This is a genomic window from Spirillospora sp. NPDC048911 (assembly GCF_043198015.1).
Taxonomy (GTDB): Bacteria; Actinomycetota; Actinomycetes; order Streptosporangiales; family Streptosporangiaceae; genus Spirillospora.
Genome location: NZ_JBICUD010000008.1, coordinates 445,149 through 464,911, shown reverse-complemented (window position 1 = coordinate 464,911; position 19,763 = coordinate 445,149). Strand labels below are relative to the sequence as shown.

Annotated in this window: 20 protein-coding genes; 15 read left to right on the top strand and 5 right to left on the bottom strand. The window is 69.1% G+C overall.

Annotated features, from left to right (window positions below):
* Positions 1 to 32: 32 nt before the first annotated feature.
* Entirely contained in the window at positions 33 to 551 is a 519-nt protein-coding gene (locus ACGFNU_RS34590) for a response regulator transcription factor (protein ID WP_392600589.1), read from the top strand.
* Positions 552 to 622: 71 nt separating this feature from the next.
* Here ACGFNU_RS34590 and ACGFNU_RS34585 read toward each other — a convergent pair whose 3' ends face one another.
* From ACGFNU_RS34585 to ACGFNU_RS34575, 3 genes are all read right to left on the bottom strand, one after another.
* Positions 623 to 1,642 (bottom strand): esterase/lipase family protein, encoded by a 1,020-nt coding sequence (locus ACGFNU_RS34585; protein WP_392600587.1) that lies wholly within the window; start codon positions 1,640 to 1,642, stop codon positions 623 to 625.
* 212 nt (positions 1,643 to 1,854) lie between these two features.
* Entirely contained in the window at positions 1,855 to 2,727 is an 873-nt protein-coding gene (locus tag ACGFNU_RS34580) for a hypothetical protein (protein ID WP_392600585.1), read from the bottom strand.
* A gap of 98 nt (positions 2,728 to 2,825) precedes the next feature.
* The gene (locus ACGFNU_RS34575; protein WP_392600583.1) at positions 2,826 to 3,050 is read right to left on the bottom strand and encodes a hypothetical protein; all 225 of its coding nucleotides are present in this window, start codon (positions 3,048 to 3,050) and stop codon (positions 2,826 to 2,828) included.
* 307 nt (positions 3,051 to 3,357) lie between these two features.
* Here ACGFNU_RS34575 and ACGFNU_RS34570 point away from each other — a divergent pair, with 307 nt between their 5' ends.
* From ACGFNU_RS34570 to ACGFNU_RS34540, 7 genes are all read left to right on the top strand, one after another.
* On the top strand, positions 3,358 to 3,627 hold the full coding sequence (locus tag ACGFNU_RS34570; RefSeq protein WP_392600581.1) for a hypothetical protein: 270 nt from the start codon (positions 3,358 to 3,360) through the stop codon (positions 3,625 to 3,627).
* Positions 3,628 to 3,669: 42 nt separating this feature from the next.
* Positions 3,670 to 7,203 (top strand): MMPL family transporter, encoded by a 3,534-nt coding sequence (locus ACGFNU_RS34565; RefSeq protein WP_392600579.1) that lies wholly within the window; start codon positions 3,670 to 3,672, stop codon positions 7,201 to 7,203.
* 195 nt (positions 7,204 to 7,398) lie between these two features.
* The gene (locus ACGFNU_RS34560) at positions 7,399 to 7,608 is read left to right on the top strand and encodes a hypothetical protein (protein ID WP_392600577.1); all 210 of its coding nucleotides are present in this window, start codon (positions 7,399 to 7,401) and stop codon (positions 7,606 to 7,608) included.
* Between the two features lie 340 nt (positions 7,609 to 7,948).
* The gene (locus ACGFNU_RS34555) at positions 7,949 to 8,380 is read left to right on the top strand and encodes a hypothetical protein (protein WP_392600575.1); all 432 of its coding nucleotides are present in this window, start codon (positions 7,949 to 7,951) and stop codon (positions 8,378 to 8,380) included.
* 416 nt (positions 8,381 to 8,796) lie between these two features.
* Positions 8,797 to 9,534: an ArsR family transcriptional regulator gene (locus tag ACGFNU_RS34550; RefSeq protein WP_392600573.1), complete on the top strand. Its 738-nt coding sequence runs from the start codon at positions 8,797 to 8,799 to the stop codon at positions 9,532 to 9,534.
* Complete coding sequence (locus ACGFNU_RS34545) at positions 9,531 to 9,911, top strand: VOC family protein (RefSeq protein ID WP_392600571.1); 381 nt, start codon at positions 9,531 to 9,533, stop codon at positions 9,909 to 9,911. Before ACGFNU_RS34550 ends, ACGFNU_RS34545 begins: the two co-directional genes overlap by 4 nt.
* A gap of 95 nt (positions 9,912 to 10,006) precedes the next feature.
* The gene (locus ACGFNU_RS34540) at positions 10,007 to 11,512 is read left to right on the top strand and encodes a vanadium-dependent haloperoxidase (protein WP_392600569.1); all 1,506 of its coding nucleotides are present in this window, start codon (positions 10,007 to 10,009) and stop codon (positions 11,510 to 11,512) included.
* A 348-nt stretch (positions 11,513 to 11,860) separates the two neighbouring features.
* On the opposite strand, the gene ACGFNU_RS34535 is transcribed toward ACGFNU_RS34540, so the two are convergent.
* Positions 11,861 to 12,292 carry an ATP-binding protein gene (locus ACGFNU_RS34535; RefSeq protein WP_392600567.1) on the bottom strand — a complete coding sequence of 144 codons (432 nt, stop codon included), beginning with the start codon at positions 12,290 to 12,292 and terminating at the stop codon, positions 11,861 to 11,863.
* 135 nt (positions 12,293 to 12,427) lie between these two features.
* Between ACGFNU_RS34535 and ACGFNU_RS34530 the strand changes: the two genes are divergently transcribed.
* Both ACGFNU_RS34530 and ACGFNU_RS34525 read left to right on the top strand, forming a co-directional pair.
* The gene (locus ACGFNU_RS34530) at positions 12,428 to 13,246 is read left to right on the top strand and encodes a helix-turn-helix domain-containing protein (protein WP_392600565.1); all 819 of its coding nucleotides are present in this window, start codon (positions 12,428 to 12,430) and stop codon (positions 13,244 to 13,246) included.
* Positions 13,230 to 13,418: a DUF397 domain-containing protein gene (locus ACGFNU_RS34525; RefSeq protein WP_392600562.1), complete on the top strand. Its 189-nt coding sequence runs from the start codon at positions 13,230 to 13,232 to the stop codon at positions 13,416 to 13,418. Before ACGFNU_RS34530 ends, ACGFNU_RS34525 begins: the two co-directional genes overlap by 17 nt.
* Before the next feature lie 57 nt (positions 13,419 to 13,475).
* Here the strand turns inward: ACGFNU_RS34525 and ACGFNU_RS34520 are convergent, their stop codons facing one another.
* Complete coding sequence (locus tag ACGFNU_RS34520) at positions 13,476 to 14,483, bottom strand: LacI family DNA-binding transcriptional regulator (protein ID WP_392600560.1); 1,008 nt, start codon at positions 14,481 to 14,483, stop codon at positions 13,476 to 13,478.
* A gap of 207 nt (positions 14,484 to 14,690) precedes the next feature.
* Here ACGFNU_RS34520 and ACGFNU_RS34515 point away from each other — a divergent pair, with 207 nt between their 5' ends.
* From ACGFNU_RS34515 to ACGFNU_RS34495, 5 genes are all read left to right on the top strand, one after another.
* Entirely contained in the window at positions 14,691 to 16,163 is a 1,473-nt protein-coding gene (locus tag ACGFNU_RS34515; RefSeq protein WP_392600696.1) for a sugar ABC transporter ATP-binding protein, read from the top strand.
* Entirely contained in the window at positions 16,160 to 17,287 is a 1,128-nt protein-coding gene (locus ACGFNU_RS34510) for an ABC transporter permease (RefSeq protein ID WP_392600558.1), read from the top strand. The genes ACGFNU_RS34515 and ACGFNU_RS34510 overlap by 4 nt, the downstream gene beginning before the upstream one ends.
* Positions 17,284 to 18,279 (top strand): ABC transporter permease, encoded by a 996-nt coding sequence (locus tag ACGFNU_RS34505; RefSeq protein WP_392600557.1) that lies wholly within the window; start codon positions 17,284 to 17,286, stop codon positions 18,277 to 18,279. The genes ACGFNU_RS34510 and ACGFNU_RS34505 overlap by 4 nt, the downstream gene beginning before the upstream one ends.
* Positions 18,279 to 19,340 (top strand): rhamnose ABC transporter substrate-binding protein, encoded by a 1,062-nt coding sequence (rhaS, locus tag ACGFNU_RS34500; RefSeq protein ID WP_392600556.1) that lies wholly within the window; start codon positions 18,279 to 18,281, stop codon positions 19,338 to 19,340. Before ACGFNU_RS34505 ends, rhaS begins: the two co-directional genes overlap by 1 nt.
* An 80-nt stretch (positions 19,341 to 19,420) precedes the next feature.
* The gene (locus tag ACGFNU_RS34495) at positions 19,421 to 19,741 is read left to right on the top strand and encodes an L-rhamnose mutarotase (RefSeq protein WP_392600554.1); all 321 of its coding nucleotides are present in this window, start codon (positions 19,421 to 19,423) and stop codon (positions 19,739 to 19,741) included.
* Positions 19,742 to 19,763 lie beyond the last annotated feature (22 nt).

Below are 19,763 nucleotides of genomic sequence, written 5' to 3'. Positions count from 1 at the left end.
CAGTTCATCCATTCCAGCGCAAGGAGTGAGATATGGACGCGACCGACCCGGCCGCCGGCTCCCACACCCCCGGACCGTGGGAGCTGGACCCCCGTGCCGCCGGTCAGCCCGACGCCGGCGAGACCGCGCAACTGGATCTGGAGACCATGATTGCAATGGCCCACCGTGTCCTCATCCTGCAGATGAAGTTGCTACGGCAGCTGGAACAGGCCCGGAACGGCGTCCGCGGGCTGCCGGCGTCCGAACCCGCATCCGTCCCCGGGCCCGGGCCGGCGCCTGAGCAGCGGACCGAACCCATCGCCGAGCTGGTTCATCAGGACGGCGGCGACCTGTGGCTGACCAGCCAGCAGCGCAAGGTCCTGGCGCTCATCGGCCAGGGCATGTCCAACAGGCGCATAGCCCGGACACTGGGCATCGCCGAGAACACGGTGAAGAACTACGTCCACGCCATCTTCCAGAAGCTGGGATTGCAATGCCGGGTCGAGGCCGCCCTCTACGCCCAGCGACACGGCTTGCTGGCGGACGAGCACCACCTGCGGCCGCCGGGCTGACGCGGCGCCGCGGCCCCCGTGACCAGTAGCGGGAACGGGGGCCGCGGGCAGTACTCACCTGTAAGACGGGCTCATTCGCTGAGCGGGGGGCCTGCCACCGGGAAGAACGGCTGGCAGGTGGCGGCACGACCTACCGAGGTGTCGGCGCGCTTCGGGTCGAGTGCGTTCTTGATGTAGTGGAGGGTTCGGGGGTCGTACGTGATGCCGAGGTGGTCGGTGAGGTCGACCTCGCACCCGTTCTGCAGGACCACGTTGTGGACGGACGCTCCGGGACCGGCCGACAGGAACGTCTGCCGGTAGGGCGTGGCGACCTCGTCGTACCGGGTGCCGAGCACGGTGTAGCGCACGCCGGGCATGGTGTCGCCGCCGCGGTTGAGGGCCAGCAGCAGACGCGACCCGGTGCCCTGCTGGACCGCCGCCGTGCTGATCACGCGTCCGGCCTGCTCCTGCACCCCCAGGATGTCCAGGATCGAGTTGACACCCATGATCGAGGTGCCGTGGTGCGTGCCCGCCAGCGTGACCAGCCGGGCCACCTTGTTGCGTTCGGGATGGGCGGGATCGGTGCCTCCCTCGTACTTGAGGTACCAGCGCGGCATCATGCCGCCCTGGGAATGCCCGACGAGGGAGACCTGGCGGGCGCCACTGGCCTTGCGGACACGATTGACGAAATCACGCAGGGTCCGTGCGGACAGGCGGATATCACCGGTGCCCTTGATGGGATTACCGCGACGACCGCCATAGTTCACGGCATAGACGCAATAACCCTCCCTTTTCAAGGCCGGTGCCACATAGGCCCAGGCGTTGTAGGCGTTGGCGAAGGTGCCGTGCACCAGCACCACCGGTTCGGGGTGGGTTTCCGAGGGCTTGCACGACCAGTCGTTCGCCCCCGGCGGCGATTGCTCAGGGGCCAACATCGACAAGGCGAACGCCGCGGGGAAGTTCGTGAGCGGAGTCGGACCCGGCGGCGGTGCCGGCTTCGCGCCGACCTCGGCCCGGGCCGCCTCAGGCGCGACCACCGAGCCGGCGAGTGCCGACGCGGCGATCATCGCCGCCGACAATGCCGCGCTTACCACGCGGCATGAAATGAACATGCAGAAACGCCCCTTGAGTTGTCTTTCTTTGGGTGGATCTGGACCCTAGCAATAACGCCGACCGCGATCAGCCGGAAAGAGCTTTATCCATATCCGCCCGAAGGGCAGGAAATGCACGCCCAGGAGATTTGCCCGAAAGAGCGATGATCTTGGGAATCAAAGAGCGCGGCCGGACCGGCCGGCGTACCGAGCCATCGTCGCGACGCCGCCGGTTATCTGGCGGTTCCGTCATTCGGCGCGCTCACCTCGGTCAGCAGGGTGTGGGCCGCGGCGGAGATGTGCTGCTCGGTGAGCGGCCCGATCCAGACGTCGAGGGTGTGCTCGGTTCCGTCGTCGCCGGGTGAGGCGGCGCGGGCGAGCAGGTGGTCGCCGGCCAGGGACAGGTCCAGCCGGTAGCGGTCGGTGAACACCATCGGGCACGGCCCGGCGGCCGGATGGAGCAGGACGTTGGCGAACACGCGAACGCTCTCCTGGTGGACCGGTGCCGTCAGAAGGTTGGGGAGGTTGATCTGCCACTCGTCGCCGCGTCGTTGCAGCAGCAGTTGCTGGCGGCCGGGGAAGGAGACGACGGTCTCCGCAGCGGTCGGTGCTTGCGGCGGCGTTTCCGTTGCCGCGTCCAGGCGTCCCAGCAAGGTCCGCGCGGACGCGACGAGTCGTTCCTCATCGGGAACGGAACCGGCCAGCGACAGCAGGGACCAGCCCACATGATTGTGGTAGAGCGCCTGCCCGCCGGGCCCGACTCCGGCGAAGTCCTGCTGGCTGTCGTACCAGGCGCTGACCGTCAACTCGATCGGGCCGTCCACGTCGGAGAAGCCGACGCCGGCTTCGACCTGCGCATAGCCATCATCGGACAGAACGACGTCATAGTCGCCGACGCGTGTCTGCGCGGCGGTCAGGATTCCCTGCGCGAACGTGCGCAAGGCCTGGGCGGTGGTGACGTCGCTCTCGTAGCGGATGTCGTACAGCCACTGCCCTCGTCCGGCGTGCCAGTGGACGGTGAACGGGACGTCGTCACCCAGCCCCGTGCGCAACCCCTCGAACCCGGCGACGAGTTCGGCCGCTCGCAGATCCTCATGGCCGATCATGACGGCAGGCTAGCGACGTGGCCGCGTCCTGGCACCGCCTGCGTGAAACCCCATGACCGGCAGGGCCATGGGGCTCACGGAAACCCGCAGGTGCTAGCTCATTGGCCGGGAATCGGCTCGGTGTCGCCGGGGGTTCCGGGGCAGGCCGGGGTGTTCCATGGTGACGTCGGGACTCCTCCCGCGCCGATCGGCGCCGCCAGAGGCAACAGCGTCGAGGTGTCGGTGCAGGGGGGTGCGTCGGCCACGGCGGCGGGGGCGAGGACGAGCAGCGCGACACCGAACGCGAGGCCCGTGAGCGAGACGCGTGAGCAGTTGTGGGTCATTGGCCAACAATAACCGAGAGTTATTGATTGTTACCTTATGTAGCCACTCCGAGACCTGAGGACTCCATGGGAAATAGGTGCGGGCAAGAAGGTACCTAGCCGGGCCACCCCCGGAACGCCCACCCGGCAGTCTGCCTGTGCCGATGGCGGCAATGATCCACAACCGCATCGACACCCGGCCACAATGACACTGGGGATTCGTTTGACTACCTTTAGTCACGGGAATGTTTGGCGCGTGAACACGAAGGGTCCGGCGTGGCCGGGCCCGACTGGCCGTTCCAGCCCCCGCACACGAAGGAGCGCGTTCATGCCTCCCACCCCCAGGCGCCTCGGCCGTCGGGCCGCCCTGTTCGCGGCGGCCACCGCCCTGCTCGCGGCCGGTCCCGTCACCGCCGCCGCGCCCGCGCACGCCGCCGGGCCGAAGTCGTTCTGGCACTACGTCGGCTCGTTCCCCCACTTCCTGCCCTGCAACGCCACCGGGCAGTGGCTGGTGACGATCGGCAGCGCCCGCGACTACCGGTGCCTGGACGGCCGGGACGGCGCGCAGCTGTGGGCGCTCTCGGGCCCGAGGGTCTGATCGGAGTACAGGCCTGGTCCAAGCCTTGAGCTAGGAGGTGCGGTGTCGCAGGCACGGCGTAATCCCCGGCGGGCCGGCGATCGGCCGCTCACCGTCCTGACCCGATGGTCGGTGCGTCAGCAGCACTATGTGCTGGCCATCTCAGCGGTACTGGCCCTGTTCGCGCCGATCCCGGCGACCGGCGCCCTGTACCGGCTGACCGCCGGCGCGGCCGCCGCGCACGGCACCGCGTCGACCGACGCCGACGCGTTCCTCGATCGCCGCTTTCCCCACGACAGCGAACCGGATCTGACGCTGCGGGTGGCGGCCCGCGCGGAGGTCGACTCCCCCCGGGTGTCGGCGGACGGAGGGCGGCTCACCCGCCTGGTCGGCCGGCACCGGGGGGTGGCCGAGGTCCGGTCGTACTGGCCGGACAGGCCCGCCGACCTGCGCTCGCGTGACCGGCGTGCGGCGCTGGTGGTGGTGCGGCTGTCCGGCGACGCGTCCAGCCGGGCGCGCACCGCCCGTCACCTGGTGCCCGCGGCCGCCCGCGTGTCCGACGAGCTCCAGGTGACGGCCGCGGGCAGCACCTGGACGCTGGTGCAGCAGACCCGTGAGCTGCGGCGTGAACTACCGCGTGCAGCACTCCTCACGCTCGCGCTGGCAGTGGTCGCGCTGCTGCTCATCGTCGGGCCGGTGTGCGCGGTGCTCGCGCCGGTCGTGATGGCCGCCTTGGCGGCGGCGCTCGCGCTGGCCCTGCTGTGGCCGATGAGCCGGCTGACTCCGCTGCCGATGGCCGCACCGCCGCTGGCCGGGATCATCGCGTTCGGCCTGGCGCTGTACTTCTGCCTGCTCATCGTGTCCCGCTACCGGCGGGAACTGTCCGCCGGGGCGGGCAGGCAGGCGGCCCTCGAACGCGGCTTGACCACGGCCGGCCACACGGTGGCCTGCTCGACGGCCATCGTGATGGCGACGCTGGTCAGCCTGCTCGTGGTGCCCGTCGACTCCGCACGCATCCTGGCCCTGGCCGCACTGACGGCGACCGTCCTCCCCGCAGTCGTGGCGCTGGTGGTGCTGCCCGCGCTTCTGGCACTGATCGGCGACCGCATTGAGAGCGGCGACATGCTGGCCCGCCTGCGCCGCCGCACCATCCCCGCAACACCGGCCAGGCCCGTACCCACCGACTGGCCGACGCAACAGGCCACCCCGTGGGGCGTCCTCGCCTCAAGCCTCAGTCACATCGCGCGCCTGACCACACCGCCAAGCAAAGGCAGGCGTCCAACAGGGAAGCCAGCCACGGACCTGAGCGAACGCCTGACCGGATGGCTGAGCGGGGAGGCGGCCAAGAGGCTCGGTACGAGGCAGAACGAAAGCCCGAGCGGAGGGTTGAGCCATGCGCCGAGCACGAGCCCGATCGAGACCTCCGGTAGGAAGCCGAACAGCGCGCCGGGCGGGCGGCTCAGCAGGCGGCTGCCCGGAGTGCTCAGCAGAAGACCGAACGGACGGCTGGGCAGGCGGCCCGGCGCAAGGCCGGGCGAAAGGCCTGGCACGGTACTGAACGATGCGCCGAGCGCGAGCCCGAACGGGGGGCCCGGCAGGAGCCCGAACGGGGGGACGGGCGAGGGGCTGGGCTCGGGGGCTCGGAGGAGCTCGGGCCGGGGGCGCGGCATTCGGCGTGTGGTGACGTTCGGCATCGCCGTCGCTGTCCTGCTCAACGTCGCGGTGCTCACTACCGCGTCCGGGCCCGGAGGCGCGTCCCGGCGGTCTCGATCGCGGAGCGACTGGCCGTTGCTGACGCTTCTCATGGGCTACCTGGTCGGCACTGTGCTGCGCGGCGTGAGGCCGCGTGGCGCCACGTCTCGTGCCCAGCCGCCCATCGAGCTTCCCGTGGTACCGATCGGCGGGTTCGGGGAGGGGGCCTGGCTCCGGGTGGCCTCGATGTCGGCGCGGCGTCCGATGGCGCTGGGCTGCGTCGGTCTGCTGCTGGCCGCGGCCGCGGTCATGGTGGGGTCGCAGGCCCGCCTCGGGGTTTCCGACGAGCGCATGCTGGCCGCCGACGCGCACTCCACCGCGCGCCGCATCGGGCGCGAGTTCGACTTTCCTCCCGACCGGCAGCTCAAGGTGGTCCTGCCTGATCTGGACGCCGGCGATGACGGGGAACGCAGGCAGGTCGAACGGTACGCCCGCAGCCTCGCCGAGATCCCCGGGGTGCAGCAGGTGCAGACGGTCACCGGCACGTACGTCGGTAAGGCGCCCGACATGCGGGTGGCGGCGCGGTCCTCGTCACCGTTCCCGCCCGCGCCGCCGAACGGGTCACTGACGTATCCTCGTCCGCCCCGCCGGCTGCCCCCGCCTCCTCCGGACTTCGTCCCGTCCGGTCCCTCCTCCATGGCCGCGCTCCAGGCCGGGCGTGCGGCGCAGGCCAAAAGGGCCCTGCTGGCCAAGAAGGCAGCGCTGATGAGGCAGGTCGCGCAGGCCAGGAAGGCGGCTCTCGCGCAGCAGGCCGCCCTTGCCCAGCAAGCGGCGATGGCGCAGCAAGGCCTCCTGGCTCAGAAAGCGGCGCTGGCTCAGAAGGCAGCGATGACCAAGGCCGAGCTGGCCAAGAAGGCAGCGCTCATGGAGAAGGCGGCGCTGGCTCAGAAGGCGGAGCTGGAAAGGCAGGCGGCCCTGGCCAAGGAGGCGGTCCTGGCCGAACAGGCCCGGCGCGGCGCACCTCCCAGCCGCTTCAGCTATCTCGGCGCGACCCTGGTAACGGTCTCTGCCAAGCAACATTCACAGACGGGCCAGGGCGATCGCCTGCTGCATCGCGTCCGTGCTGTTGAGGCACCGGGCCGGACGCTCATCACGGGGTCCGCTGCCCGCGCCGCCGACACCACTGCCCAGACGAGCAAAGCTCTGCCGCTGGCAACGCTCACCGGGGCACTTCTCGGCCTGGCGCTGCTGTTCCTTTTCTGCGGCGGTCTGATGGCGGCGTTCAAGGGAGCCGTGCTCAGCGCGCTGGCGCCGGTGACGGCCTGCGCGGCGCTGGTCATGGTCATGCAGGACGGCGGGCTGCGCACGCTCACCGGGGCCCTCCGGCCGCCGGGGTTCCTGGAGGCCACCGCCCTGCCGCCTATCCTCGCCGTCGCGACCGGCCTCGCGATGGCGCACACCGCGCTGCTGCTCGCCAGCGCCCGTCAGCACTACGAAGCCGGCCTCAGTCATCCGGACGCCGTGGCCACCGGTAGCGCGAAGGCCGCCGTGCCGGCCTTCACCGCGGCCGTCGCAATGATCATTCCGGCCTGTGTACTGGCGTTCTCCAGCGCCACCGTGATGCGGATGATCGGGCTCGGCGTGGGCGTGGCCGTCCTCGCCGACGCGGTCCTGGTGAGACTGCTGCTGGCACCCGCGGTGCTATGGCTGGGGGGCGGCGCCAACTGGCGGGCCCCGGCCCCGCTGACCCGGCTGTACGAGGACTCCGCACTCGCGCCGGGCGAGCCGCCCCCGCTCCCGCCCGCTCCCCCACCGCCCCGCGGTCTTCAGCGCCTCACGACCATGATCGCTGACCTGGGGCGCCGTGCGGACGACCGTTACCTCAATCGCCGCCCCAGAAAGTAAGGTGCGTCCAACTCCCTGAATCGAGGATGTCAGTGCTCGAATTTGTCACCTATATCCCAAATCTGGCTTCTGCCGGTAAAGCGGCCGAGCTGAGAAAACGTAAAAGAAGTATCTACCGACGGCTACGGGTGGCCAATTATCTGGCGGGTAGGTCATCAACGTTCCACCAGCCGAATCCGGAGACGTGGAGGTAGAATGAAAAAGGTCCCCCCGGTCGTCCGCAGACTCACCCTGGTCTCGATAATGGCGGCGCCGCTGGTCTTCAGCACAGCACCGGCGATGGCAGAGCCCAAGAACTGCAAGACCTTCTATCCCTTCGGCGGCGGCTGCGCAATGACGCACGACCCGCAAACCGGGCCCTTCGCGTCATTCGACAAGGTCATGCAGCTCTTCGGGGCCCCCTAGCCGACATCCCGCCGCTGGAGATCCGGGGGCGACCAGAGAATTGTCGCTCTCATCCGAGGTCCTTGTATCTCGGTTCGGTGCTCGTGTCGGCTCCCGAAGGGGACGGGAGCCGACATCCTTGGCGAGGGAGATCATTCACCTCGCCCCGGCGCTACCTCGTCCTGCCTCTTCCCAGGGTCCGACGAGGAAGGACGAGGTGGCTCCCGGCTCGTTCGTGCCCGTCTTCCCAGTGCCAGGATTCGGTGCGGATTGCGTTTGGCGCTGGTCTACCCGCGCCGGGGCGGCAGGGCCGCCGGTGAGGATCGCTGGTGTTCACCTGTCGAAGAGAGGAAACACCAGCATGAACGGTTCCCTTCGTGTGGCGGGCCTGGTCCTGGCCACTGTCGTGACCACCACGGCGGTGGCCTCCGCGGTGCCGTCCGCCGCCGTCGCGGACGTCGCCGCCCCGCGCACCGCCCGCTCGATCGACCCTGACCGTGGGCTGACGTACCTGCTCGCCCGGTTCAGCAACCTCGGCCCGGTGCGGCGGCTCGGGGCGCTGGGCAAGATGGGTTCCAACCGGCCCGGGGTCGCCGCCGCACTCAACCGGATCCAGAACCTCAAGGTCATGGACCTGCTGGACTCCTCCGCCCCGGACTCGCCCGACCATCCGACGGTCAGCGTCCTCAAGGAGGACCGCGAGTACCAGGCCGCTCTGGCCACCTTCAAGGCGCAGCCCCAGTACAAGCTGGCGCAGGCGATCATGCAGCAGTCGGTGAACCGGGTGGTCTGACCGGCACCGGCGGCCCGCCGCTCGTCGCACCGGAGGCGCCGTTCGCCGCTCGGCAGGCGCGACGCGCGCGTCGCCGCCGACGCGAGGCACCTCATCTGTAGCCTTCTACGTGCCAGCACGATTGAGTGCCGCCCAGGGTGCGGCGATACGCCGTCACCTTTCGGCCGGCAAGCTCACGCAGGCGCACAGCAGAGGGGCCACGACGCTACTCACAGGGCGTCGTGGCCCTTCGTGCGTTCCGCCCCTCGTCTCACTGACGTCGCGGCATGGCGTCCCGGCCCCGCGTCGCGGCATGGCGTCCGGCCCCGCGTCGCGGCATGGCGTCCGGCCCCGCGTCGCGGCATGGCGTCCGGCCCCGCGTCGCGGCATGGTGTCGCGGGCAGATCCATCAAATTAGTTTGATGTATTCTGGGGGCATGGCGCTCCAAGCCCCGGCGTTCGTGCAGATGGCCGCCCACCCGGTGCGGTGGGGGCTGCTGACCGCGCTGGCCGGGAGCGACTACCGCGTCCGCGAGCTCGTCGACCTGCTCGGTCAGCCGCAGAACCTGATCTCGTACCATCTGCGGCTGCTGCGCCGGAGCGGGCTCGTCACCGCCCAGCGGAGCAGCTTCGACGGGCGCGACAGCTACTACCACCTCGATCTGGAACGTTGCGCGAGCGCGCTGGCCGAGACCGGCAGCGCCCTCCACCCCGCGCTGCGCCTCGATCCCATGCCGTCGTCCGGCGAACAGCCGGGTCACAGCCGGGTGCTGTTCGCGTGCACCGGCAACAGCGCGCGCTCGCCGATCGCCGAGGCGCTGCTACGTCACCGCACCGGCGGCCGCGTGGAGGTGACCAGCGCGGGCAGCCACCCGCGGTCGCACCTGCATCCCCACGCCGTGCTGGTCTTGCGCGAGCAGTACGGCATCGACCTCGGCGACCGGCGGCCACGCCATCTGGACACGGTGACCGCCCACCGTTTCGATCACCTGATCAGCCTGTGCGACAAGGTCCGCGAGGTCCGGCCCGAGTTCGGCGACCGGTCGCGGCTGATCCATTGGAGCATCCCCGAACCCGCAGGTTACCCCGCGTTCAGGCGGATGGCGGCGGAGATCGACACCCGTATCCGCCATCTGCTGCCCGTCCTCGCCACGAAACCGGAGGTCCGGTCATGACGACTCAGGAACTCGCCAGCGTCCGTTACATCGTCGACGATGTCGGCACCGCGGTCGACTTCTACACCGCTCATCTCGGCTTCACGCTGCACACCAACCCCGCGCCCGCCTTCGCCGACGTGATCCGCGGGCCGCTGCGGCTGCTGCTGTCCGGGCCTGCAAGCTCCGGCGCCCGGGCCACGCCCGATCACTCCGCCGTGCCGGGCCGCAACCGCATCCATCTCATCGTCGACGACCTCGACGCCGAGATCGACCGCCTGCGCGGTGCCGGGATCGCCTTCGACAGCGAGCTCACCGCCGGGCCGGGCGGACGCCAGATCCTGCTCTCCGACCCGGCCGGCAACCTCATAGAACTCTTCGAACCCGCCACCCACTGATCTCATTCGGGCCTGAATGGGCCCGATCAGTTGACTGTTGGTTTTACCTCTCCGCAGGCGCATAGTGAGGTCCCGTCCTCCCCACGGAGGTTCCTATGCACTCCCGGCGAGAACTCCTCAAGAGCGGCACGGTCGCAGGCGGCTCCGTGCTCTCGGCCATCGCGCTCGACGGCAAGGCCTCCGGCACGGCCCGTGCGGCGGATCAGAGATCGGCGGCCGCCCCGTTCGACTTCGACACCGGAAACGCCATAAGGGAGGTGGTCATCCCCACGGAGAACCCCCTCTTCGTGTCGACGGGGGCCACCGGAGCCGACGTCCCGCTCGCAGTGCGGCACGCCATACTTCTGAACAACGCGTGGTTCGACTCGACCGCCCCCTACCATCCGACGGCCGTCGGTGTGGCCTCCAAGCTCGGTCGCAGGCCCGCGTCCGAGGGCAGGACCAACCGCAATCGCAACATCGCGATCATGTATGCCAGCCTCCGCGTCCTCAACACCGAACTGCCGCAGTTCCGTGCGCAATGGCGCGCGATGATGACCTCGGTCGGGCTGAACCCCGACGACACCAGCGAGAACACCACGACCCCCGTCGGCATCGGCAACAAGGCCGGAAACGCGGTGCTCGCCTTCCTGCTGCACGACGGCATGAACCAGCTCGGCGACGAGGGCGGCCGGAAGTACAACCGGCAACCCTTCGCCAACTACGTCGGATACCGTCCGGTCAACACCGCCCACGTGCTGCGGGATCCGTCCCGCTGGCAACCGAACATCGTCACCACGGGCAACGGGATCTTCCGGGTGCAGGAATTCATCACCCCCCAGATGGCCATCACCCGCCCGTATTCGTTCCGGAACCCGGCGGCGTTCGATGTGCCACCACCCAGTAACAGCGACTGGGCGCACAACCGGCAGGGCTACAAGCGGCAGACGGACGTGGTACTGAAGGAATCGGCCGAGCTGACCGACGCCAAAAAGCTTCTCGCGGAGAACATCGACGACAAATTCAGGGCGTATCCCCCGACCATCTGGTACATCGCCGACTCCCGCGGGTACAGCCTTGAGCGGTACATCTCCCTCAACTTCATGGTCAACGTCTGCATTTACGACGGAACCATCGCCGCATGGCACTTCAAGCGGCACTACGACTCGGTGCGGCCGTTCAGCGCGGTCCGGCTCCTCTACGGCGACAAGAACGTCACCGCCTGGGGCGGCCCGGGAAAGGGAACGGTCAACGACATCAAAGGGAGGGAGTGGCGCAGCTACATCAACACCGCCGACCACCCCGAGTACCCCTCCACCTCGTCCACGCTCTCCTTCGCGCACGCCCAGGCCGCCCGCCGGTTCACCGGAACCGACGAGTTCGGCTACTCGATCACCTTCGCCCCCGGCAGCTCCTTGATAGAGCCCGGCATCACCCCGCGCAGGCAGACCACGCTGTCGTGGGACACCTGGACCGCGTGGTCGCAAGACTGCGCACGCGCCAGGCTCATAGGCGGCGTCCACTTCCCCGACTCCCTCGCGGCCGGCAGCGCGCTCGGAAAGCGCGTCGGTGACATCGTCTACGACTTCGTCACAGCGCACATCCGCGGCCAGACACCATAACCGCACCCGCCCGGCTCGGCTCGAAGAGCGCCGCAGATCTCCCGCGACGCGATCGACTTGGTGAGCGGCTCGCCACAGGGCCTCCTCGTTCGTGCTGGACGAATCCGCCCACCGACTCGGAATGGCCTGGAGGCGTTCAGATGCTGCGGCTACGCCTGCGTTCGGACGGTCTCCAGGAGAGCCGCACGCACCATCTTTCGTAGGTACTCAAGCGAGTCGTCTACCGAGAGGGCGCGGCTCTGGAGGAGAGCGAACGACTTGCTCGCATGGAGCGTATCCGCCGGTCCCCGCCGTCCACGAGGAGTGAGATCGCGTCAGGTTTCAGCACCTCGGCGAGCCGCCGGTGGATCACTTGAGCAGTGCCCAGACGCATTTCCACATCGGGCCGTTCGGCCACAGGGTGGCGTGCCGGTAACCCCAGCGCGCCGCGAGATCATTGACGATCAGCAGTCCCCGTCCCCCGAGGTCTTCCTCGGTGGCGCACTTGATCCGGGGGACCTCGCCGAGAATCGCGTCCCACGCCTCCACCAACGGCCGACCGTCGTTCTCGTAGAGGACGAAGGGCACGTGCCTCGCGGGGCTGCCGTCACGGCTGTTCTGGTGCAGCGCGTTCGTCACCAGTTCCGAGACGACGGTCTGCCCGTCGCCGACCAGCTCCAGGTGGCCGAGATCGGTGAGTGCGCGGGCGGTGGCCTCCCGGGCCCTGCTCACCTCACTCCCGTGCAGGCGGAGGTCGAGCCGCAGATACGGCGGCCCGATCATCGTCATTGCGTCACCCACCGGTACTCCCTGGTGTAGACAAGCCGCGTGACCCTTCGGCCACGGCTGAACAAATGTGCGTTCACGACACAGAGTCACACGGCGACTACTAATCTGGCCCCGTCTCGCGAGAAGGTCGAGAGTCACGGAGGGGCAATGGGCAGCACCGCGGAGTCAATAGACCCGATGGCCGGATTGTGGGAGTGCCTTGCCGTTCAACTGCGCAAACACCGGGTGGCGGCGAAGGAATCGCAGGCGGGGGTGGGCAAGCGCGTGCTCGTCGACCACAAGACGGTCTCGAATTGGGAGGCCGGACGGAATCATCCGCCTGTTGAGGCTCTCAGAACTCTCGATGAGGCATGGGGAACGGGTGGGCTGCTGGAGGCTCTGCATCACTTCGCCAACACCATGCAGGCACCGGCGCAGTTCCTCGCGGTGGTCGAGTACGAGGCGCTCGCGACCATGATGCGCGTCAACGGGGTGGCCATCATTCCTGGCCTTCTCCAGACGCCGGAGTATGCACGGGCGATCTTCACCATGGCGGGTTCTGCCGACGTCGAAGGCCAGGTCGCCCAGCGTGCCGTGCGACAGTCGACACTCACGCGCGCCGACCCTCCCTACATCTCGGTGTTGCTCTCGGAGGTATCACTGATACTGATCCCTCCCGAATACCGGGAGGATCAACTCAAGAAGCTCGCGGAGATCGCGGAGCTGCCTCACGTCACGCTCCGGTTGGTCCCGGTGAACGCTGGGCTTGTGGTGGGCCTTGAGGGCGAGTTCTACCTCTTCAGTACTCCAGAGCGGGAGGTAGGCTGGGCCGAGAGTTCGTCCCGCGGCAGGCTTGTGACAGATCGGGACGACCTGCGTAAACTCGCCGTCAGCTTTGATCGCACCAGCGGGCGGGCGCTCTCGCCGGAGGCCACCCGTGCCAGGCTCCGAGACATGATCGAGGGCAACAGTGACGAAATGGCGTAAATCCAGCCGCAGCGCGAGTTCCGGCCAGGACAACTGTGTCGAGCTCGCCCGGCTTGCGCGGGCGGTCGGCGTCCGAGACTCCAAGGCTCCCGCAGATGGGCACCTCGCCTTGTCGAGCGGAGCATTCGCAGAGCTGGTCACCCGCGTACGGCAGGGTGAGCTGGACCTGTAACGACACGACACCAAGAGAAGAGAGCCACGGCCGACCAGGGCCGTGGCTCTTTTGATATCAGGGGGTGGTGGACTCGCGGATTATCAGTTCGGGTTGGAAGAGGATCTCTTGGTGGGCGTGGTCTTCTGGGCTGTCGCACTCTTCCAGGAGAAGTTCGGCGGCTATGCGGCCCAGCTGGTAGGTCGGCTGGCGGATCGAGGTCAGCTGGACGGCCGAGGCCGTCGCGAACTCGATGTCGTCGTAGCCCATCAGCATGACCCGCTCGGGCACCCGGATGCCCTGCTGGAGGAGGGCCCGCAGGACGCCCATGGCGAGCAGGTCGTTGGCGCAGAAGATCGCGTCGGGGAGCTCCGCCAGGAGGTGTTCGGCCGCCTCTTGGCCTGAGCGGGGGGTCAGGTCGGACGCTTCTACTTCGCGCAGTCTTGCGCCTGGGGTCTGCTCGATCGCCTTGAGGGCGCCTGTTCGGCGGTCGGCGCATTGGCGGATCGTCAGGGGGCCCGAGACGTAGGCGATGTCGCGGGCGCCGCGTTCCAGGAGGTGGGCGACGGCCGTGCGGCCTCCGGCGATGTCGTCGACGCTGACCGAGCATTGCTGGGGGCGGGTGGCGGCGTGGTCGAGCATGACCGTGCCGATCCCGCGTTCGTGGAGGAGCTTAAGGCGGTCGCGGCCATCTTGGACGGGGGTGACCAGGACGCCGCGTACGCCCTGTTCGGCGAGCATGCGGACGTTGCGGTCCTCGCGTTCGACCGAGGTGGCGGAGCTGCAGAGGATCACCGCGTAGCCGCGCTCGCTCATGAGGTCCTCGACGCCGGCGGCGAGGGCGGTGAAGAACGGGTTGGCGAGGTCGTGCACCATCAGGCCGACGAGCTTGCCCTGGCCCGCGCGGAGGCTGGAGGCCGATCCGTTGCGGACGAAGCCGAGCTCGCTGATCACCTGCATCACGCGGGCCCGGGTGGTGGCCGCGACGCGTTCGGGCCGGTTGAGCACGTTGGAGACCGTTCCGGGTGACACCCCGGCCGCGAGCGCGACCTCCTTGATGCCGATCGTCCCGTCACTGCTCGCCATGGGCCCTCGCTGGCTGTCCGTCGATGAACGGGTGAAGCATGCCACATGGTGGCGGGCCAAGTAAAACGTGTCAATTCGTTGCCCGGCAGGTCTTGACTGGTGTCTCAGCTCACATCTACTGTCCACAGGCATCCGGGCATTAAAACGATTTTTGACCACAGGAGGGCGCAGGTGAGCGATCCGACGCCCGTGCTGGCGCTGACCGAGGTGAGCAAGTCGTTCGGCGCCGTCCAGGCGCTGCGCGGAGTGCGCCTGAGCATGTACGCCGGGGAGATCCACGCGCTGGCCGGAGAGAACGGGGCGGGCAAGTCCACGCTGGTGAAGACCTTCGCCGGCGTGCACCGTCCCGACGGCGGCCAGGTCCTGCTGAACGGCGAGCCGGTGGTCTTCCACAGCCCGGCCGACGCGCAGAAGGCCGGGGTCGCGGTGATCTACCAGGAGCCCACCCTGTTCCCCGATCTCACGGTCGCGGAGAACATCTTCATGGGACGCCAGCCGCGCGGCGCGTTCGGCCGCCTCGACCGGGGGGCGATGAACGCGGCCGCCGAGGAGCTCTTCGCGCGGCTCGGGGTCGTCCTGGACCCGGCCGGGCCCGCGCGCGGGCTGTCGATCGCCGACCAGCAGGTGGTGGAGATCGCCAAGGCCATCTCACGCGACGCCAAGATCCTGATCATGGACGAGCCGACGGCGGCGCTGACCGGGCGCGAGGTCCAGCGGTTGTTCGCCGTGGCCCGGACGTTGGCCGAGCAGGGTTGCGCGCTGCTGTTCATCTCGCACCGGCTGGAGGAGATCTTCGCCCTCTGCCAGCGGGTGACGATCCTGCGGGACGGCGCCTGGATCGCCACCGAGAAGGTGTCCGAGCTGAGTGAGGACGATCTCGTCCAGCGCATGGTCGGGCGCGAGCTGACCGAGCTCTACCCCAAGGTCGCGGTCGACCCGGGCGAGGTCGCCCTTGAGGTGTCCCGGCTCACGCGCGAGGGCGTCTTCACCGACGTCTCGTTCAGCGTGCGACGCGGGGAGATCGTCGCGCTCGCCGGGCTGGTCGGCGCGGGCCGCTCCGAGGTCGCGCGGGCGATCTTCGGGGTGGACCGGTGGGACGCGGGGTCGGTGACGGTCGAGGGCAAGCCGCTGCGCGCGGCGTCCCCGAACGCCGCGATGGCCGCCGGGGTCGCGCTGGTGCCTGAAGATCGGCGGCAGCAGGGCCTGGTCATGGAGCTGTCGATCGAGCGGAACATGGCGGTCACCGGGATGAAGCGGCTCCGGAAGGGCCCGATCATCCGCGGCTCGGCCGAACGCGCCCTCGCCACCGACTGGGCCAAGCGGCTCCAGCTCAAGTACGCCCGCCTGTCGGACGCCGTGGGCGTCCTGTCCGGCGGCAACCAGCAGAAGGTCGTCCTCGGCAAGTGGCTGTCGACCGGCCCGAAGGTTCTGATCATCGACGAGCCGACCCGCGGCATCGACGTCGGCACCAAGGCCGAGGTCCACCGGCTGCTGTCGAACCTGGCCGCCGAGGGCCTGGCCGTGCTGATGATCTCGTCCGACCTGCCCGAGGTGCTCGGCATGGCCGACCGCGTCCTCGTCATGCACGAGGGCCGGCTGACCGCCGAGATCGCCCGGGCCGACGCCACCGAGGAGAAGGTCATGGCCGCCGCCACCGGACGCGGGGAGGCCGCCGCGTGAACGGCACGCAAGCGAACGGCACGCACGTGGACGGCTCGGAGGCCGCCGGCGCGCCCGTGAAGGTCGCGCGCATGAACGGCACCCTGGAGCGGCTGGGCCGGATCCGGGAGCTCGGCATCGTCGGCGCGACGGTCCTGCTGTTCGTCGTCACCGGGCTGGCCAACTCCGGGTTCCTCTCGATCGACAGCTTCCGCGACATCCTGCTCAACGCCTCGATCATCGGGCTGCTCGCCATCGGCCAGGCCATGGTGATCATCACCCGCAACGTGGACCTGTCGGTCAGCTCGACCACCGGCCTGTCGGCGTTCATGGCGGGCGTGCTGCTCGCCGACCACAAGGGCCTGCCGGTGATCGTGGTGGTCCTCGCGTGCGTCCTGATGGGCGCGGCGTGGGGCGTCCTCAACGGGGCGCTGGTCGCCTACTTCCGGATCCCGGCGCTGGTGGCGACGCTCGGCACGCTGTACGTGATCCGCGGCGTCGACTACTGGTTCGCGGGCGGCCGCCAGGTCAACGCGGCCGACATGCCGTCGGGCTTCCTGTCGCTCGGCACCGCGAAGATCGTCGGGATCCCGGTGCTGCCGCTGATCACGCTGGCGGTGCTGGCCGCCGTCGGCTGGGGCCTGGCCAACTTCCGGTCGGGCCGCGAGCTGTACGCGATCGGTTCCAACCCTGACGCGGCCGTCCTGGCCGGTGTGCCGGTCACCCGGCGCCTGCTGACGGTCTTCGTGCTGAACGGGGCGATCGCGGGGCTCGCCGGAGTGCTCTGGGCGGCCCGGTTCGGCACGCTCGACGCCACCGTGGCCACCGGCAAGGAGCTCGACGTCGTCGCCGCGGCCGTCGTCGGCGGCGTCGCGATCTCCGGCGGCGTCGGCAGCGCGTGGGGCGCGGCGCTCGGCGCGCTGCTGCTGACCTCGATCAGCAGCGCCCTCGCGGTGCTGAAGGTCGACTCGCTCGCCCAGTACGCCATCAACGGCGCGCTGCTGCTCGCCGCGATCGTCCTGGACCGGCTGCTCGCGCTGCGGCTCGCCGCCCGGCTGCGCAAGAAGAGCCGCGAACGGTCCGTCGAGACGACCAACGGTCGTGGCGGCGGCCCCAAGAACACGGTCGCGGAGGTGACCCGGTGAACGACGTCAAGAGCAGGCTCATGACCTGGGAGAGCGCGCTGCTGGTGCTGCTGATCGGCTCCTGGTCGGTCGCCTCCCTGACCGTCGAGGGCTTCGCCGGCAGCTCCAACATGTCGTTCCTCCTGCTGGACGTGTCGGAGATCGCGCTCATGGCGATCCCGCTGACCCTCGTCGTCATCACCGGCGAGATCGACCTGTCGGTCGCCTCGACGCTCGGGCTGACCAGCGCGATCATCGGCACGCTCTGGGACGCGGGCCTCACCATCGAGTCGATCTTCGTGATCGCGCTCGTCGTCGGGGCCGTCTGCGGCCTGGTCAACGGGCTGCTGGTGACCCGGCTCGGGCTCCCCTCGCTAGCCGTCACGATCGGCACCCTGGCTCTGTATCGAGGGCTCGCGTACGTGGTTCTCGGTGACAAGGCCGTGGCCGACTTCCCGCAGGTCTACACCGGCTGGGCGACGGGCTCCATCGGCCCGATTCCGAAGCCGATCCTGCTGGTCGCGGTGCTGGCGGTCATCGCTGGGGTGATCTTGCACGCCACCCCGCTCGGCCGGTCGGTCTTCGCGCTCGGCTACAACCAGGAGGCGGCCTACTTCGCCGGCATCCGGGTGAAGCGGATCAAGCTCTGGCTGTTCGTCGCGTCGGGCGTCTTCGCGTCGCTGGCCGGGATCGTCTACACGCTCCGCTACTCCAGTGCCCGCGCCGACAACGGCACCGGGCTGGAGCTGGCGGTCGTCGCGGCCGTCCTGCTCGGCGGGGTGTCGTTCTTCGGAGGCCGCGGCACGCTGCCGGGCGTCCTCACCGGCGTGCTCGTCTTCGGCGTGCTGCGCAACGCGCTCATCCTCGCGGACGTGTCCAACGAGGTCCTCAACTTCGTGACCGGTCTGCTGCTCATCTCGTCGGTGCTCGCTCCCAACCTCGCCACGCTCGTCCGGAATCGCAGGTCCCGGACGGTCACACCACCACCTCTCATGGAAGGAACGTCCGTCTGATGTCCCTCTTGCCGAAGCTCACGGCGCTGGCCGTGGCGAGCGTGCTGCTCACCGCCTGTGGCGGAACCACGAAGGACGACGCGAAGACCGAGGCCCCGGCGGCGGGCGGTGGCGCGACCGCCAACCCGAACGCGCCGCTCAAGTCCGGGCTGAAGATCGCCTTCCTGCCCAAGCAGATCAACAACCCCTACTTCACGATCGCCAACAAGGGCGGCGCCGACGCCGTCTCGGCGTTCAAGGGCCAGAGCAAGGAGGTCGGCCCGTCCGACGCCAGCGCATCCAGCCAGGTGTCGTACATCAACACCCTGACCCAGCAGAAGCAGGACGTCATCGTCATCTCCGCCAACGACTCCAACGCGGTCGTCCCGGCGCTGAAGAACGCCCGCAACGCGGGCATCAAGGTCGTCACCTACGACTCGGACGCCGCCGTCGCGGGCCGTGACGTCTTCATCAACCAGGCCAGCGCCGAGGACATCGGCCGCACCGAGGTCCAGCTGCTCGCCAAGCAGATCGGCAACAAGGGCAAGATCGCGGTGCTGTCGGCGACGCCGAACGCCACGAACCAGAACACCTGGATCGACTTCATGAAGGACGAGCTCAAGAAGCCCGAGTACAAGGACATGGAGCTCGTCAAGGTCGCCTACGGCAACGACGACGACCAGAAGTCGTTCACCGAGACCCAGGGCCTGCTCAAGTCCTACCCGGACCTCAAGGGCATCATCTCGCCGACCACCGTCGGCATCGCCGCCGCGGCCCGGTACCTGTCCGGCTCGCCGCACAAGGGCAAGGTCGCGCTGACCGGCCTCGGCACGCCCAACCAGATGCGCAAGTTCGTCAAGGACGGCACGGTGAAGGAGTTCGAGCTCTGGAACCCCGCCGACCTCGGCTTCCTGGCCGCCTACGCGGGCGGCGCGCTCGCGTCCGGGCAGATCACCGGCAAGGAGGGCGAGACCTTCGACGCCGGCAAGCTCGGCAAGAAGACGATCGGCAAGGACGGCGTCGTGATCCTCGGCCCGCCCACCGTCTTCAACGCCGCGAACATCGACAAGTTCGACTTCTAGGCCTGCGCCTGGGCCCAGGCGTGCGCCTAGGTCCACGCCTAGGTCCGCCTAGGCCCAGGCACCTGACACTGAAGGCTCCCATGCGACGCGTTTGTTTTCTCCTGAAGGTCCGCCAAGACCGGCTTGAGGAATACCGCACGGCTCACGAGCGCGTCTGGCCCGAGTTGCTGGACGCGCTCCGTGAGACCGGTTGGCACAACTACTCCCTCTTCCTGCGCGAAGACGGCCTGCTCATCGGTTATCTGGAGACCGACGACTTCGCCGCCGCGCTGGCCGGGATGGCCGCCACCGACGTCAACGCCCGCTGGCAGAGCGAGATGGCCCCCTACTTCGAGGACCTGGACGGCGCCGCCCCCGACTCCGGGATGGTGCCGCTTCCAGAGCTCTTCCACCTTGACTAGAAGCGACGAGAAGCGCCGATTC

Bases quoted from the DNA above. Each gene is read 5' to 3' on its own strand.
- ACGFNU_RS34590 (WP_392600589.1), top strand. From the start codon at position 33: ATGGACGCGACCGACCCGGCCGCCGGCTCCCACACCCCCGGACCGTGG.
- ACGFNU_RS34585 (WP_392600587.1), bottom strand. From the start codon at position 1,642: ATGTTCATTTCATGCCGCGTGGTAAGCGCGGCATTGTCGGCGGCGATG.
- ACGFNU_RS34580 (WP_392600585.1), bottom strand. From the start codon at position 2,727: ATGATCGGCCATGAGGATCTGCGAGCGGCCGAACTCGTCGCCGGGTTC.
- ACGFNU_RS34575 (WP_392600583.1), bottom strand. From the start codon at position 3,050: ATGACCCACAACTGCTCACGCGTCTCGCTCACGGGCCTCGCGTTCGGT.
- ACGFNU_RS34570 (WP_392600581.1), top strand. From the start codon at position 3,358: ATGCCTCCCACCCCCAGGCGCCTCGGCCGTCGGGCCGCCCTGTTCGCG.
- ACGFNU_RS34560 (WP_392600577.1), top strand. From the start codon at position 7,399: ATGAAAAAGGTCCCCCCGGTCGTCCGCAGACTCACCCTGGTCTCGATA.
- ACGFNU_RS34555 (WP_392600575.1), top strand. From the start codon at position 7,949: ATGAACGGTTCCCTTCGTGTGGCGGGCCTGGTCCTGGCCACTGTCGTG.
- ACGFNU_RS34550 (WP_392600573.1), top strand. From the start codon at position 8,797: ATGGCGCTCCAAGCCCCGGCGTTCGTGCAGATGGCCGCCCACCCGGTG.
- ACGFNU_RS34545 (WP_392600571.1), top strand. From the start codon at position 9,531: ATGACGACTCAGGAACTCGCCAGCGTCCGTTACATCGTCGACGATGTC.
- ACGFNU_RS34540 (WP_392600569.1), top strand. From the start codon at position 10,007: ATGCACTCCCGGCGAGAACTCCTCAAGAGCGGCACGGTCGCAGGCGGC.
- ACGFNU_RS34530 (WP_392600565.1), top strand. From the start codon at position 12,428: ATGGGCAGCACCGCGGAGTCAATAGACCCGATGGCCGGATTGTGGGAG.
- ACGFNU_RS34520 (WP_392600560.1), bottom strand. From the start codon at position 14,483: ATGGCGAGCAGTGACGGGACGATCGGCATCAAGGAGGTCGCGCTCGCG.
- rhaS (WP_392600556.1), top strand. From the start codon at position 18,279: ATGTCCCTCTTGCCGAAGCTCACGGCGCTGGCCGTGGCGAGCGTGCTG.
- ACGFNU_RS34495 (WP_392600554.1), top strand. From the start codon at position 19,421: ATGCGACGCGTTTGTTTTCTCCTGAAGGTCCGCCAAGACCGGCTTGAG.